17 protein-coding genes are annotated in these 15768 nt (G+C 39.4%); 4 read left to right on the top strand and 13 right to left on the bottom strand.

Features of this window, described 5'->3' with window-relative positions; translation table 11 throughout:
* Window positions 1-155: 155 nt before the first annotated feature.
* The 6 genes from V7097_RS16885 to V7097_RS16860 form a co-directional block, all read right to left on the bottom strand.
* The gene (locus V7097_RS16885) at window positions 156-788 is read right to left on the bottom strand and encodes a response regulator transcription factor (RefSeq protein ID WP_335704806.1); all 633 of its coding nucleotides are present in this window, start codon (window positions 786-788) and stop codon (window positions 156-158) included.
* Entirely contained in the window at window positions 781-1821 is a 1041-nt protein-coding gene (locus V7097_RS16880; RefSeq protein WP_335704805.1) for a sensor histidine kinase, read from the bottom strand. Before V7097_RS16880 ends, V7097_RS16885 begins: the two co-directional genes overlap by 8 nt.
* Entirely contained in the window at window positions 1818-2552 is a 735-nt protein-coding gene (gene liaF / locus V7097_RS16875; protein WP_335704804.1) for a cell wall-active antibiotics response protein LiaF, read from the bottom strand. The genes V7097_RS16880 and liaF overlap by 4 nt, the downstream gene beginning before the upstream one ends.
* A 101-nt stretch (window positions 2553-2653) precedes the next feature.
* On the bottom strand, window positions 2654-3301 hold the full coding sequence (locus tag V7097_RS16870; protein ID WP_335704803.1) for a PspA/IM30 family protein: 648 nt from the start codon (window positions 3299-3301) through the stop codon (window positions 2654-2656).
* 44 nt (window positions 3302-3345) lie between these two features.
* Window positions 3346-3693: a flagellar basal body rod protein gene (locus V7097_RS16865; protein WP_335704802.1), complete on the bottom strand. Its 348-nt coding sequence runs from the start codon at window positions 3691-3693 to the stop codon at window positions 3346-3348.
* A gap of 144 nt (window positions 3694-3837) precedes the next feature.
* Entirely contained in the window at window positions 3838-4425 is a 588-nt protein-coding gene (locus V7097_RS16860) for a DNA-3-methyladenine glycosylase (protein ID WP_335704801.1), read from the bottom strand.
* Window positions 4426-4775: 350 nt separating this feature from the next.
* Between V7097_RS16860 and V7097_RS16855 the strand changes: the two genes are divergently transcribed.
* On the top strand, window positions 4776-5822 hold the full coding sequence (locus V7097_RS16855; RefSeq protein WP_335704800.1) for an ATP synthase beta subunit C-terminal domain-containing protein: 1047 nt from the start codon (window positions 4776-4778) through the stop codon (window positions 5820-5822).
* 143 nt (window positions 5823-5965) lie between these two features.
* Here the strand turns inward: V7097_RS16855 and V7097_RS16850 are convergent, their stop codons facing one another.
* The 3 genes from V7097_RS16850 to V7097_RS16840 all read right to left on the bottom strand — a co-directional run bounded on the left by V7097_RS16850 (window position 5966) and on the right by V7097_RS16840 (window position 8546).
* Window positions 5966-6793 (bottom strand): cytochrome c oxidase assembly protein, encoded by an 828-nt coding sequence (locus V7097_RS16850; RefSeq protein WP_335704799.1) that lies wholly within the window; start codon window positions 6791-6793, stop codon window positions 5966-5968.
* 204 nt (window positions 6794-6997) lie between these two features.
* Complete coding sequence (locus V7097_RS16845; RefSeq protein WP_335704798.1) at window positions 6998-7669, bottom strand: GNAT family N-acetyltransferase; 672 nt, start codon at window positions 7667-7669, stop codon at window positions 6998-7000.
* A gap of 19 nt (window positions 7670-7688) precedes the next feature.
* Window positions 7689-8546 (bottom strand): carbon-nitrogen hydrolase family protein, encoded by an 858-nt coding sequence (locus V7097_RS16840; RefSeq protein ID WP_335704797.1) that lies wholly within the window; start codon window positions 8544-8546, stop codon window positions 7689-7691.
* Window positions 8547-8814: 268 nt separating this feature from the next.
* On the opposite strand from V7097_RS16840, the gene V7097_RS16835 reads away from it, so the two are divergent.
* The 3 genes from V7097_RS16835 (at window position 8815) to V7097_RS16825 (ending at window position 10615) form a co-directional block, all read left to right on the top strand.
* Complete coding sequence (locus V7097_RS16835; RefSeq protein ID WP_335704796.1) at window positions 8815-9780, top strand: polysaccharide deacetylase family protein; 966 nt, start codon at window positions 8815-8817, stop codon at window positions 9778-9780.
* 129 nt (window positions 9781-9909) lie between these two features.
* Window positions 9910-10104 carry a YwbE family protein gene (locus V7097_RS16830; RefSeq protein ID WP_335704795.1) on the top strand — a complete coding sequence of 65 codons (195 nt, stop codon included), beginning with the start codon at window positions 9910-9912 and terminating at the stop codon, window positions 10102-10104.
* 34 nt (window positions 10105-10138) lie between these two features.
* Window positions 10139-10615 carry a hypothetical protein gene (locus V7097_RS16825; protein ID WP_335704794.1) on the top strand — a complete coding sequence of 159 codons (477 nt, stop codon included), beginning with the start codon at window positions 10139-10141 and terminating at the stop codon, window positions 10613-10615.
* Window positions 10616-10662: 47 nt separating this feature from the next.
* Here V7097_RS16825 and V7097_RS16820 read toward each other — a convergent pair whose 3' ends face one another.
* The 4 genes from V7097_RS16820 to pflB all read right to left on the bottom strand — a co-directional run bounded on the left by V7097_RS16820 (window position 10663) and on the right by pflB (window position 15412).
* Complete coding sequence (locus V7097_RS16820) at window positions 10663-11724, bottom strand: hypothetical protein (RefSeq protein ID WP_335704793.1); 1062 nt, start codon at window positions 11722-11724, stop codon at window positions 10663-10665.
* Window positions 11708-12232 (bottom strand): RNA polymerase sigma factor, encoded by a 525-nt coding sequence (locus tag V7097_RS16815; RefSeq protein ID WP_335704861.1) that lies wholly within the window; start codon window positions 12230-12232, stop codon window positions 11708-11710. The genes V7097_RS16820 and V7097_RS16815 overlap by 17 nt, the downstream gene beginning before the upstream one ends.
* 198 nt (window positions 12233-12430) lie before the next feature.
* Window positions 12431-13156: a pyruvate formate-lyase-activating protein gene (pflA, locus tag V7097_RS16810; RefSeq protein WP_335704792.1), complete on the bottom strand. Its 726-nt coding sequence runs from the start codon at window positions 13154-13156 to the stop codon at window positions 12431-12433.
* A 27-nt stretch (window positions 13157-13183) separates the two neighbouring features.
* The gene (gene pflB, locus V7097_RS16805) at window positions 13184-15412 is read right to left on the bottom strand and encodes a formate C-acetyltransferase (RefSeq protein WP_335704791.1); all 2229 of its coding nucleotides are present in this window, start codon (window positions 15410-15412) and stop codon (window positions 13184-13186) included.
* Window positions 15413-15768 lie beyond the last annotated feature (356 nt).

The following is a 15768-nucleotide window of genomic DNA, read 5'->3' as shown; positions in this document are numbered from 1 at the left end:
TATATTCCTTAACCATATAAAATATGGTAATTTTCATATAGTTCTTTTTACCTATATGAAGGATAAAGTCTTATATTCTATTTATATATTAACAAAAAATAAAAAGCACAGGTAGTATTCTGTGCCTTTTTTGTCGAATTTTATATTTTTTTGTATTATTTTACAAGAGAATGTTTAAATGCGTAAATGACTGCCTGGGTACGATCCTGGACCTCTAGCTTACTTAATATGTTGCTTACGTGTACTTTTACCGTCTTCAAGGCGATAAATAGTTCATCAGCGATTTCTTGATTTGTTTTCCCGTCAGCAATGAGAAGTAAAATTTCCATTTCTCGGTTTGTTAGTTCTTCATGCGGTAGTTGAGTATCTTTTTGTCTCATACGGACCATCATTTTCCCTGTAACCTCTGGCTCTAATACCGATTGTCCATGAAACGTTTTACGAACAGCTTCAGCGATTTCACTTGCTTTTGAGGTTTTCAGCATATAGCTTGTTGCGCCCGCTTCAAGCGCTGGATATACCTTCTCGTCATCAATAAAGCTTGTTACGATGATGATTTTTGCTTCTGGCCAGCGGTCGATGATTTTCTTTGTTGCTTCAATACCGTCCATTTCCTTCATCACAAGGTCCATTAAAATTATATCAGGCCGAAGTTCTAATGCGAGTTCAACTGCTACTTTCCCGTCGTCTGCTTCTCCAACAACTTCAATATCTGGCTGTGCTGATAAGTAGGAAGAAACCCCTATCCTTACCATTTCATGATCATCGACAAATAGTACTTTAATCATTTTCTCCACCCTCTAGCATTGGTACTTTCACTTCAATCCGCGTTCCTTTTTCTTTAATACTCACGATTCTCATCGTGCCACCAATTTCAACTGCACGTTCATACATATTCTGGAGCCCATAAGAGCCTGTCTTCGCTTGTTCGACGTCAAATCCAATTCCATCATCAACAATACGTAAAATAACAAAATTATCTCTTTTAATTAACAGGACTTCTAACTGATTTGCTTTCGAATGACGGAGGGTGTTTGAAACTGACTCTTGTAGGATGCGGAATAAGTGATCCTCGACCCCTTTATCAATTTGAAAGTCCTCAATTTTCGTTTCAATGGTGACTGGTACTTTTTGCACAAGTTCAACTAATAATTCCCCGATACCTTCCTGAAGCGTTTTTCCTTTTAATGCGACTGGTCGCAAATGAAGCAATAACGCACGCATTTCAAGTTGGGATTGATGAATCATTTCCTCAACAAGCTTAAACTGTTTTGCCTCACGTTCATTCGTACGTGACTGTGACTCATTAATGGCAGACATCATCATGGATGCTGCAAAAAGCTGTTGACTAACGGAATCATGGAGCTCACGTGCTAAACGATTGCGCTCATCAGAAACAATTTTTTGAATGCGCTTTTCTTGATCCTCTGCTTTTTCATTCGCAAGTTTTTGGGATAGCTTTGTTTGTTCTGCAATATGGGTTTGAACTTTTTTTATCCGATCCCAGATCGTGGTGATTTCAGCCGATTGGTTTTCAGGAATCTCCGGAAGCGGCCTTCCCATCTCAATCTGATAGATTGCATCTGATACGGAAACCAGTTGTTTACTCCTTAACACTCCCGATATCATACCAAAAACAAGTCCGCCTATTAAGCTAAGGCTTAAGGCTAGAATGATATAGGGTAAATCCATCAGTTCTGTTTGCCAAAGAGCAGCCCAATTAGCTAATGGAAATGCCATAAATACAATGACATGGCACAAGACAAATAAAAACACCGAGACACAAAGACCAACAATAATTTGTCTTCTTATGGTACTCATGCTCGTTTCACCTCAAGGTCTCCAACGCCCACTGTGGTTACTATTTTAAGCTTATGTTCAGCTAAATCATATTGTTCAGTTTGATAATGAAGTGTTTGATTCATTGTTTTTGCATCATGATTTTCAAAAATCGTTGATGCACCGTATAGGACGGAGTGATGCACCTTCACTTCGACTTCATAGGGAACAAAGACCTGAACATTTCCAATCACATTTCGAATGAAAATAATGGATTCACACTTAGGAAGAACCGTGTAGCTCAAATCAATAATTGTATCGCCAATTCCCGATTGAATGTTCACATCATTCCATTCATACACATATTCTGGTGTTTTTTGTTGACCAAAAATGTTGTTACCAAACAATGGCTGACGCTTTAAAATCGGTTCCTGTGTGGATGATTTTTGCACTTCTTTTATTTCCGGTTTTATATAATTAGGGTTTTTCTTAGATTGAAAAAAATGAATGAGCAGATAAATGAGTGCAGCAAGTATTAAAAATTTTACTGTCATCATACCTAAAATCGTCAGGGCTAAACTAATCCAACCAAACCAAAACAGGATTTTGCCAAAGGTCTTCGGCAATTTTTTACGACCAATATAAATACATCCAAATGAGATGATAAATGAGAAAAGGATCCCACCATTAAAGAACGTAATTTCAATGATTAATAAAATAATTCCGAAGAGAATAAATGCATTAAGATTGTCTGATTTTATTTTATTTAACATGGTTTGGAGCCTCCCTTCCATTGAATGCATTGATTATTATCCGTAAATCCGGGCTAAGAAGACGTAGATTGTCTACGTCTTCTTAGAATACCATGTTTTCACTATGAAATTGAATGTGTTTCTTCATTTTTTACTTCTTTTTCAAGCTGAGCAATTCTCGCATCAATTGTGTTGCGATGATAAGAGGAATTTACTTGGTTCTCAAGTCGATCAAGATAAGATTCCATTTCTTCAAAAGTTCTTGAAGCTTTACTCGTATATGCATTTGTGTCTAGCACTTGATTCATGCGGTGGTTGGCACGTGCGATGTTCTCACGTCCCATTAATTCCATACGCTTAATATGCATATCCTTTAGTTTATGTTTCATTTCCTCATATTTTTTCTCAAGCCCTATTAGTTCTGCGCCAGCATTTTGTAAGGCTTCCTGTAATTTTGCAGCACGCTCCTCATATGCAACCTGCTCCTGTGTCGCAAATTCATAAAGTTCTGTTTCTCCCGCTTGCTGTGCCACTCCTGCTTGGTGCATACGCTTTTCAGCAAGGGCAGCTGCCTCGCGATGTTCTCTTGCAAATTGATCCTTGAGGGAATGCTGACGCTCTACAAGCTTGCGCACCTTTTCTACTTCTGCTTCACATTGACGTAGGTACTGGTTAAGTAATGCGATAGGGTTTTTCTTTTCTTTTTCATCTAAGATGCCATGAAAGTCTGCTAAAACTGTGTCCTTAATTCGAGTTAATAAGTTTGCCATTTGTATCATTCTCCTTTTTGATTTTTAAGCCTTGCCTCGAAAAATTATTGTTTGTTCATTTCTGCCCATTGTTTTTCAAAGTTAGTGAATGGGTCAGATGATTCGGTTACCACTTGATGCTTTTCTTTTTTCCATTTTTTAATGACAACATAGAGGATGTATGCTGCGACTACGCCTAAAATTGCTGGTACATTTGAAGCGGAAGCTGTTAAAGCAATAACTCCCACAATCGCCCATAATACCTTACCTAGTGTTGAATCTGTTTTGATAAACCCTTTGAATGCAAAATACAGAATCGCTAAGCTTATCGCCAGACCAATCATTGGACCAACCTGTGATAAAAGCACAATCGCTGCGATACCTCCAAGAATAAACAATCCGAACTTTTTCATGTTTACTTCCTCCTTTCATGTTTCAATCTTATCCTGATTTCCGTTTTGCTATAATGAGCCACAGATATATTTTTCACTAGGACTAGAGGCTTAGAGATAGTAAGATTTAAATACAAAAAAGGGTTGCTCGATGTGAGCAAACCCTTATCTGTTGCGGGATACATAGGGATTGTCCGTGACCCAAAATCGCCATGGATAGTCTTTTGCTTCTCCTGAATTTTCAATTCCAATTCTTGGACCTGTTGAGATATTTTCTTCTGTATAGCCTTTTGCGATGTAAATAGGCGGTTCGAAAAAGGCTCGGCCATAGTCCTCCATAGTGATCCCCAATGCTTTTGTTAGTTTTCCGGGGCCGTTTGTTAGGTTTTTGGCGGGCATTTGGCCGCGGCGTTGGTACACAATGTCGATTCCTTCAACTGGCTCAACAGCTCGAATTAAAATTGCTTCAGGCTTGTCAATTACGTTGCTCACAACATTCACTAGACAATGTGTATGCATCTGATATGTGTAGACATATCCAGGCTTGCCGAACATTACCTCTGTTCGCTTCGTCCGTCTATTGTTGTAGGAGTGTGCTGCCCGATCTTCCGGACCTTTGTAGGCCTCGGTTTCGACGATGAAGCCGGATGCAACGCCTTGGTCGGTCTGCTTCACAAGCTTACAGCCAAGGAGAGCTTTAGCTAGTTCTAATGTAGGTTGATGAAAAAATGACTCAGGTAGGATTTCAGTCATGATAGCTCCTTTAGTATTTTTTAGGTTTAGTATAGGTTTGGGATTGTGGGTGTATTCTTGGGGATGTTGATTTTTGAGGACAGTCGATGATTGACCGGACTATCTGGCCTTTTCATTAAAATTGGACAGACATTTAAGGGTTTCCGATGTGGCTATCGGCGTTATTTTTGTTCTATCGGCGATAATTTGATTCTATCGCTGTTATTTTCATTCTATCAACGATAATTCATTTCTATCCGCGTTAGCATTACAAAACATATAACCGTAAAAAAAATTACTCTATAACGAAAATGTCTATTGTGTTAAAACGTAATTTAGTTTACTCTAAATAGTAACAGGAGGTGAAAATTTTGGAAGATATTCGACTCAATGTATCTTTGCTTCGCAGAAGAGTACCAAATTTAACAACTGCTGCACGCTCAGTGGGATTACGCCCCGCTACCGTTTCAAACCTGTGTACTGGAAAGATTCCCGTTGGACGTGCGGAAGTGCGCACATTAGTGGCGCTTGCTGATTTAGCTGAATGTAGTTTGGATGAATTATTAATTCGAGGGGAGAAAATTGAAATGATTGAAACTGGGATTAAAACGCTTGATGTCTTTGCTCCATTAGCTAAAGGTGGTACCGTTGGTCTCGTTGCTCGTCCTGGAATGGGCCAGCTTGTAGTACTTGCAGAACTATTCCATCGTTTACGCAGCAATGATTTTGCCACAGTATTGCTTTTACCTGAAGGAGATCATCCTGAAATAAATGATATTCTAGACGAAGTTCAAATCCAGGTTAGAACAATCAAGGAAGCTTATGATGAGATCGCAAAGCTTGGTAAGACAAAAGAAGTTGCATTTGCAGCAGACCGCTCCCATGTCATTACTGGTGAAATCCAAACCCTACAGGAGAAGCTGCATTCAATTGGAGTTGATTCCGTCACTACCATTCTTGTTGATTTAAAGGGTGAAGTTGTTGACGAAGATGTACCATTTGGACCACTTGAAACATTATGGCAATTTGACGCTGACCTCACTGCTAGACATCAATTCCCTGCCGTCAATCCAGTATACTCAACTTCTTCCGTTCTTGAAGGAGCGCACCTAGACCAAACACATTTCACCATTCAACAACGTGCAAAAAAACTACTACGCCGATACCGCGAGCTCCGTTCACTCGTTACTGTGCACGGACTCGAAAAACTACCGGAAACAGAAGTTCAAACCTACAAGCGCGGCGAACGCCTTGAAGCATATTTGACACAGCCTTTTTATGTAGCCGAAGCATTTACCGGTAAAAAAGGCGAAACGATTAGTTTACAGGATACTCTACAGGACATTCGAAAAATTCTTGATGGCTCCGCCGATTCAAATGAAGTTACAGACTTAGCATACATCGGAAAACTAAACTAATGAGAAAAGCGCAAGGCGCCCGTCTATCGGCGACAAGCATAAGACAAGCGCTGGCAGAAGGCGTTTTTTGCCTTCAGAAGCGATTGGCTTATGACCTCGAGACGATGGCGCCTAGAGCTAGACACCAAGCGAAAGGCAGGAATTCACTTCCTGCCTTTTTTCATAAACAACCATATTATGCTCAAGCCAAAAATCAAAGCCTGTGAGATAAATAAGATAGTCGCTCCGTTCTTTTGTTCACTTTTTGGTGGATATGGGAGCAGTGTTTCCAACAAATCTGGTGGAATCTCTTCACCAAGAGGCAAACATAATGCTATCGCGGCAAGCATTTGACTCGTATCACTGTAGACTGTATACAACTCGCCATTTGCCAGTAATAAAAAGAGTGTTACCGGCACAAACAGTACTATATTGACCACGATATAGATGAGTTTTTGCTTAAAGGACAAATTAACCTGCTCTTTAATCGGCCCGATGATTGGCCACCACAACAGCACGGCTGCTAAAATCAACCCAACTAAAAAGAAATAGTTTGTAAAATACCCTGTTCGAATCCAATCAAACACAGTCGGCACATGGTATCCAATAAACAACCCATGAAATAAAACAATTGCAAATACTGGATGGGCTAGAGTTTTATATACCTTTTTCACGCCATTGTTTTTTAACATCTTTTCAAGCAGGTTTGTCTTCATTCCCATTACGAGCAACGGTGCCGCGATAAGAAGTACGACGACAATCTGAATAATGTGGGCGCGAAACAGCATCCGTCCCAACAGGTTCAACGGACTTCCGACAGCAAAAAGAATCAACAGCATACTTCCTACAAACGCAATTGATTTATACTTTTTGTGATCCTTTGATGTGGGTAAAAGGAACATATATAAGACAATTAAAATCAAGGTAAAAAAGATGACCCCACCGTTCCATTGGGAGTGAAAACTAAAACCGTCTAATATTTGACTAATCACCATATCACCAGCTTTATGGATATTGGTTTGTTCAACAGGTCAACAACAGGCACGAATAACCTTTCGAACATACTCTTCTATGTTCATTTTAAATCCTCACGTACCGCATGGAATATGATTTATATCACATGTCGTTTTTCAGACAATTTTCAGACAAAAAAAGTCCATAATTAAATCGGTAGGATTTAAATATGGACCTTATTTTTATAGTGGTAACAATGTTACTGATTCTTTCTCCTTTAACCCGTTTACCAGCTCAAGCCATTCTGTAGGTTTGTTTGGAAGAACGGTGTAATAAGTTGTTAAGAAATCAACGACTAATTGGCTTGGAAGTTCATTGACCTGTTCATCGCCAGGCATGAAGCATAAATCAAGTCCCTTTACTGCCTCGCCATCATTGTTCCAAGATGGGTGAACATAGTCGAGATCTAAGCGTTTATAGCCAAGATGAGATAGAACCTCGCGTCGTACGAATGGGTCCATCGGTTTTACTGTACCAAACTCATAGTGTGCAACCTTATATGGATCATAGATTTCAGCAAACATACCGAAAAGTTCTTTTCCGTTTTCTGCAGCAAGCTCCAGTAAATCCTTGCTGCGATTTTGCGCTAAGAAGCGACCGATACCTAATCCTGGTTGACCAATGATTGTAAAATCGGTCATCGCAATATTCCAATCTGTGTAATAACGGTATTCCGTCGCCCCGACAACCTCGTCTTCATGTACCGCAACAAAAACGCGGATACTTGGGTCTTCAAGAGGCTCCTTCCAAAGCTCAAAATCTAGAACTTCTTCTTTCGGAAACACATTCTTCATTAATTCATGCATTTTGAAAAATAACGGGTCATTGATACTTGTTATTCTTTTATAATCCATCTCAATCACTCTCCTTCTATTAGTTCCAATCAGGGTAAAGGTCTGTTCTGCGATCGCGCCATGTAGTAACGGAACCACGTTCACGCACCTCATAAAGAAGATCCAGGTCAAGATCAGCAGTCACGATCATGTCGTTATTTACTTCACCTTCTACTAAAATCCCCTTAGGTGGAAATGGGATATCGTTTGGTGTGATCACCACCGCTTGGCCAAAGTTGGCACGCATAAAATCAACGGTTGGCAGAGAACCAACTGTACCTGTTCCGACAACATATACTTGGTTTTCCACTGCTCTCGCATGGCTTGTATAGCGTACACGATGGAAGCCATGGCGATCATCTGTACAAGACGGACAAAAGATGACATCAGCACCCTTTGCCTTTGCGATTCGGACGATTTCAGGGAACTCAATATCGTAGCAGGTTAGCATCGCAATGCGTCCTTTTTCCGTATCAAACACTTGGAAGTCCTCACCCGGTGACATATTCCACTCGTTCACTTCCGTTGGTGTAATATGCAGCTTCGCCTGTTCCCCAACTCTGCCATCTGGATAAAATAAATGAGCTACATTGTTGAGGTGGTCGCCTTTACGGATAACATGTGTTCCTCCAATAATGTGCACATTATATTGTTTTGCAAGCTCTTTAAAAAGTTCTCTATACTGTTCTGTAAAGCTTGGTAGGTCGTCAATTGTCAGGCATGTTCCGTCCTCCCTACCGATTGATAAAAGCTGTGTTGTAAAAAATTCAGGAAACAAAATAAATTCTGCGTCAAACTCCATTGCTGTTTTTATATAATGCTCACATTGAGCGGCAAATTCATCAAAGGAACGAATTGTGTGAAGATGATATTGCACAGCTGATACCCTTAATTTCAAATCGAGATCCCCCTTCAATCTAAATATGTTTATAAGTGGATTATTAACTATTTTTCTGTTTGAAACAAGTAAATTGTCCATTTTATATTAGATTAAAACATTCTATTCTCAAAAACCTTTTTTTGCCAAAGATTAATCTTTCCCACACCCATTCCTTATGGTAAGATAGTCCTTGTTATTGTAAAATTGTTGTAATATTACTGAAACCTTTCTGCAACATAAGACGTCATATAAAGTGAAGAATAACACAGCAAAGAAGGTATGCTTAATGGCGAGTACGAAAAAAATGGGGAAAGGCAGCATTGTAAAAATTATTGCGTTGTTTGGCTTTATCGTGTTGTTACTTTTTTATTCTTTTTTCCTACTAAAATCGAAGTTTTTTCTAGAAGCAGATGCATCTGAACCGGTTGTCGAAGTGGTAGCACCTGTTGAAACTCCAGAAAAAAATAAACCAATAGACGATGATTTAAAAGTTAATGACAAACCCAAAAGTAATATTGATGAAGAAAAGCCCACTGAGGAAAAACCTGCACCTACAACAGAACCTACAGTCGATCCAGCTCCAGTTACCGTGAATCCAACAACTCCCGAAGCAGACGAAGAACAGGTGGCACCAAAGGAAACGCCAGCCCCACCTTCAAGGGCGGTTTATCTCACATTTGACGATGGTCCTCATAAGGTTTCAAAGGATATCCTTGCTTTACTCGATCAATATGATGCGAAGGCAACTTTTTTTATGCTAGACAACAATATTAAACATTATCCAGATGCTGTTAAGGAAATGGTGAGTAAAGGTCACAGTGTAGGCCTCCATGGCGTAACCCATGATAAAAATAAATTCTATCAATCTTCCGGGTCCGTTGTCGGGGAAATGAACCAAACGCAACAGACGATTTTAGAAATCACAGGTATCGAAACAGATCTCATTCGAACTCCATTTGGCAGTTCTCCACATATGACGGATGGTTATAAAGCTGCAGTTGAGACGGCAGGATATAAGATGTGGGATTGGAACATCGATAGCCGTGATTGGCAATTTCGAGATAGCCGGTATGTGGATAGTGTAATCGATCAATTGAATAAACTGAATCGTGCAAATCAACCAATAGTGATCTTATTGCACGAAAGACCTGAAACACTTACCCATTTACCAAAGCTATTAGACTATTTAAAACAACAAGGCTACGAATTCAAAGCACTGGACTCCTCCATGCACCCGATCCATTTGTTTTAAGTGGGTAAAAAGAGCAGGTACATTGTACCTATTCCTAGATGACTTTCGAGGTCATCTTTTTTTTTGAAGATAAATTCTGAAATGTAAGGTAAACTAAGTAAACAAATAATAATAGGAAGGATTTTTGTAATGAACGGACAGAATCGTGCAGATATAACACCGGGGATTCAGGTGCAAATCGTGTTAAAGAAAGACCAACGAACGGGTATACTGACAAAAGGAACCGTAAAAGATATTCTAACAAAATCTAGCTTTCATCCACACGGAATTAAGGTTCGGTTAGAGGATGGACAGGTTGGCCGCGTAAAGGATATTGTACAATAGAAGATTTGAAAAACAGAGAAATGAGGATTTACATATGTTAGCATTCGAAGAAAAACTTAAAATCATTGAATCATTCCCAGAGCTTCAACGCAAGGATGTATCTTTAAAAAGAGTGAACTTTCATTATAACGACAGTGTCTTTGAAAAAAAGATTGTCGTTCAGCATCTTCATCCAAATGGCAATGGTTTTGTATATGCCGGAAACCTTCAAAACTACGAGGTGGATGAAAAGGGATTTGTAAACATCAGAGACTTCTCTGAAGATGAGTTACGAAGAATCGTGAAGGAATCGATACAATCCCTTTCAGCGAATTCTCCTTTGGCTCGGGAAAATGCCATCATTGGTGAGGGACAAGAGGAACGCTGGGTGAATGATGAGGGACAAACCCTGTTACTCGTACTCGAAGATGAATGGTGGAATGTATATTCCGGATTAAATTTAGAAGAAGCATTCGGTTCCTATGATGAAGCCGAAGATTATCTATATGAAGAAGGCTTTAGACTACAGTAAACAAAATCGAACCTCATTACATATTGAGGTTCGATTTTTAAATTTTATTATTGTATCGGCATAAAAGATACCTTCCAAACGCCGTTTTCGTCTTTTACCATGCTGAAAAACTGGTCACCATTTTTGTTACGATATGTGATGTAACCTTCATTTTCATTTTGTTGTTGAAAGGCTCCTGACCCTAACCCGTAAAATAATTTCTTATAATTTTCAGGGTCTCTTGTTTCTTTTTCCCAGTACTTCTTATCCTCTTCCTCTGACCACATGACTCGGTCTTCTCTTGTTGTATACAAGGCATAGGAGGTTTCTTGATCACTGTCCGCATTGGCTTGGATGTAGATTTTCGCCACACTAATTGGCTCGAGGTTCCTTAGTGCCTCAGGATTATGGTCAATTTTGAATGTATCGTATGCAGTCCTTTCCTGCTCATTAAGTTCAAGATCATTTTCGATTTCTGGGACATAGTTATCAAGGGGGGCATAAATTTCTGTTTGACCTTCCTCCCAGTAATTAACATGAATGTGGTGAAGCCTTTCCTCATTATTTTGTTTATATGAAAAGACTATCTCTACACTAGGTTCAGCCTGACTCTCCTTAAATGAGTTAACATCTAAAGTTCTCACATTAATTCCTCTGTAAAAATCAAGTAACGCTTCAACTTCTTTTTCCGGATTCGCGACAAAAAATACATTTTTCTTGAGGAATTCCTTATCTTCCACACGTAGTGCCTCAAAAAAATTCACAACTAGTATACTAGCTTCTTCTTTTGTTGTTACCTTTAGTACTGAATCATACATGTGTTGATACGCAGGATTCTTATCTAACAGTGCATCAAAATCTGTACTAACGACATTGGTGGTTTCCCCAGTTTCGACTGGTTGCTGTCCCTGTTCTTGATTACTCGTCACATAGGACACAGTAATAATGGAGAACAACATAACTGCCATTGTTAGGGGAAGCCACATTTTTAGCCATGAAAAATTTCTTCTTTTTATTGTTTCGTTTTCTTTCAGAGTTTCTTTAAGTTCTTTTGCAAAAACAGGATTTGGTTCAAGGTTAGGACGTTTTTTTAATGGCTGTAACCATTTTTCGTCATTTTGATTGTTCATTAAGTCCCCACCCTTCCTCATGTACTTGAACATACCTTTTCATTTGTTGAATGGCTCTGTGATAGTCGACGCGAACTTTTCTTTCACTACATCCCATGATTTCAGCCGTTTCTTTAACAGATAACCCTTTTAATCCTCGTAAGATGACAACGGATCGAAAGTTTGGCTTCAACTTTATGAGTGCTTCTTGTAGTTCTTCCCATTCCTTCTTTTGGATGACCCTCTTTTCTGGTGTGGCTTCGCCTGATTCTTTTTCATAAATCCAGTCTGGCAGGTATTGAATAAACTTTTGTTTTCGTTTTAGGTCAATTGCCGTATGCTTTGCTATCGAGAAAATCCATGTTTTCAATCGTTCTGGATTTTGTAGGCTCCCAATGTTTTTCATGATTTTAATAAAGGTTTCCTGTGTGATGTCTTCTGCTTCTTGACGGTTATTTGTATAAAAAAGCGCAAAATGATAAACGTCCCGGTAATACATGTCGTAGATTTTTTCTATATCGAATGACATATTCTCCAATGCTTCGCCCCCAATCAAGAATAAGTCGTTTCAACTTCAAATTTGTTTCAAACTTTTTAAAATAATTTATATCCTCTACTACAATTCGTCTCAATTCCGACTTTTCCTGCACTCGGGAACAGAGGGACTAGTCCACATAAAAAAGAAAGCATGAAACTCAACCAAGTGATTTCATGCTCTCTACCTTCATTATCCTATTAGTATTCTTTCTGCGTTTTTGACTCGCTCTTCGGTTGGGGGTTCGACATCTTTTAGTTTATATTCAAGGCCAAGGTTTTCCCATTTGTAAATACCGAGCTTGTGATACGGGAGAATTTCGATTTTTTTCACGTTTTTTAAAGTTTTTATAAACTCTGATAGGTTCGTAAGGTCCTCATCATTATCGCTAATTGTTGGAACTAACACATGGCGAACCCATACGGGAACATTTTTATCTGATAAATATCGGGCAAAATCCAGAATATGTTCGTTGCTCATGCCTGTTAATTCCTTATGTTTCACCGAATCGATTTCCTTAATATCTAGTAAAATCAAATCGGTTAAGGTGAGCAATTCCTCTAAGCGCTCGATGAAATGCGGAGAACGAGTAAAGCATCCACCAGAGCTATCGATTGTAGTGTGAATCCCAAGCTTCTTGCATTCTTTAAAAAGTTCAATTAAAAAATCGAGCTGGAGCAAGGGCTCACCACCACTTACGGTAACACCGCCACCTGATGCTTGGAAAAAGGGAAGATATGTTTTGATATCATCGATAATCTCGGAAACACTCATTTCCTTCCCCATATTTAATTTCCAGGTATCTGGGTTATGGCAAAACTGGCAACGGAGCAAACACCCCTGAGTGAAAATGACATAACGTAATCCTGGTCCATCTAATGTGCCACAGGTTTCTATGGAATGAATGCGTCCGTTCATGCTTTTCGTCCTCCTTTTTCGTTTTCCTTACATGCTTTCGTGGAAAGTTCGATTTATAACATCAATTTGTTGCTCTCTTGTTAGTTTGATAAAATTCACAGCGTATCCTGAAACACGAATGGTTAATTGTGGGTAAAGCTCAGGATGCTCCATTGCGTCTAATAATGTTTCACGATCAAAGACGTTCACATTTAGATGGTGTCCTTTTTTCATGGCATATCCATCGAGCAAGCCTGCTAGATTGCTGATTCTTGTTTCTTCCTCTCTACCTAATGCCTTTGGAACAATAGAGAATGTATTTGAAATTCCATCTAAGGCGTATTCATAAGGCAGCTTCGCAACAGAGCTTAATGAAGCAAGTGTACCCTTTGTGTCACGTCCATGTAGTGGGTTGGCACCTGGCGCGAATGGTTCCCCTGCTTTACGACCATCAGGTGTGTTGCCCGTCTTTTTCCCATACACGACATTTGATGTGATCGTTAAGACAGATTGTGTGTGAACAGAGTTGCGATATGTTTTATGCTTTTTAATCTTATTCATAAAACGCTTCACAAGCTCCACCGCGATGTCATCGACTATGTCATCATTGTTACCGTATTTCGGGAAATCCCCCTCAATCTCGTAATCTACAACAATCCCATTTTCATCACGAATTGTTTTTACTTTTGTATGTTTGATGGCACTTAATGAATCTGCGACGACGGATAGCCCCGCAATTCCGCATGCCATCGTGCGTAAAACTTCACGGTCATGAAGTGCCATTTCCAAACGTTCATAGCTGTATTTATCATGCATGTAGTGAATGATATTTAATGTGTTCACATAAAGTCCTGCAAGCCATTCAAGCATCACATCATATTTTTGAAGGACTTCTTCATAGTCCAAATACTCAGAAGTAACCGGTGAGTAGCTTGGTCCCACTTGAATTTTCAGTTTTTCATCGATACCACCATTGATTGCGTATAATAATGCCTTTGCTAGGTTCGCTCTTGCTCCGAAAAATTGCATTTGTTTTCCGATTGCCATTGCAGATACACAACACGCGATACCGTAATCGTCACCATATGTTTCACGCATAATGTCATCATTTTCATATTGAATTGAGCTTGTTTTAATAGACATTTTTGCACAATACTTCTTATAGTTCTCTGGTAGATTCACAGACCAAAGGACAGTTAAGTTTGGCTCTGGAGCTGGTCCGAGATTGTCTAGTGTATGCAAGAAACGGAATGAGTTTTTCGTAACTAATGGGCGGCCATCAAGTGCTACACCCGCCAGTGATTCCGTCACCCAAGTTGGGTCTCCACTAAATAGTTCATTGTAATCTGGTGTTCTCGCAAACTTCACGAGTCGTAGCTTCATTACAAAATGGTCGACAATTTCCTGCGCTTCTTGCTCGGATAAAATTCCGTTTGCTAAATCTCTTTCAATATAGATATCTAGGAATGTAGACACTCGTCCTAAACTCATCGCAGCTCCATTTTGTTCTTTAATCGCAGCTAAATATGCAAAATACAGCCATTGAAATGCTTCCTTCGTATTTGCTGCTGGTTCTGAAATGTCATATCCATAGGCAACAGCTAACTCCTTCAATTCCTGAAGGGCACGAATTTGTTCAGAAATCTCTTCCCTGTCACGAATGACGTCATCAGTCATGGTTCCATTTCCTGTTTCAAGAAGATCCATTTTCTTATCTTCGATGAGACGATCTACACCATAAAGGGCAACTCTTCGGTAATCGCCAATGATTCTTCCACGGCCATATGCATCAGGCAGTCCAGTGATGATTCCCGCTTTTCTCGCAAGTTTTATTTCTGGTGTATAAGCATCAAACACACCTTGATTATGCGTTTTTCGATACTCAGTAAAAGTCTTTACAATCTCCTCATCGATTTCAAAGCCATAGGCTTTTGCAGAATCAACTGCCATTCTAATTCCACCAAACGGCTGAAGAGAGCGCTTAAATGGTTTATCCGTTTGAAAACCAACTACTTTTTCCTTTTCCTGATCTAAGTAACCAGGACCATGTGAAGTAATCGTAGATACAATTTTTGTATCCATATCAAGCACTCCACCATTTTCGCGTTCCTGTGTTGTTAATTCCATTACTTGTTCCCAAAGAGCATTTGTTGCTGCAGTTGGCCCCTCTAAAAATGCATCATCCCCGCTATATGGTGTAAAGTTCTCTACTATGAAATTTCGTACATCGATTTCTTTTTGCCATTTTCCTTCTTTAAAACCAGTCCATGCTTTCATTATCAATGACCTCCATTACAAGGTTTTATATATGCTTTTGATTAAGTTATAGTTTGCTCACTACCGAACAAACTTCCTTACACCCTCATCATACAATGGTTAGAGTTCGGTGTCATGTGAAAAATTTCACAAATAAACGAAGTTACCAATTTAGCCACAATTTTATCAAAATTTAGTCAAAATTATGAGACCGGGAAAGTGTTGGCCTTTCACTTTTAGTATCTGTAAGATGGGGGCCGAAAATGGGCTGGAGTGCCTTCAATCTCCTAGTAACTGGAAGGTAGTGACCTTCCAAAGCTGCTGGATTACCGTCATTCTCCTAATGCCTGGAAAGTGATAGCCTTCCATTGTTGCTA

Source organism: Bacillus sp. JJ1562 (assembly GCF_036962705.1).
Taxonomy (GTDB): Bacteria; Bacillota; Bacilli; order Bacillales; family Bacillaceae_L; genus Ferdinandcohnia.
This window is presented reverse-complemented; position numbering and strand designations above follow the sequence as displayed.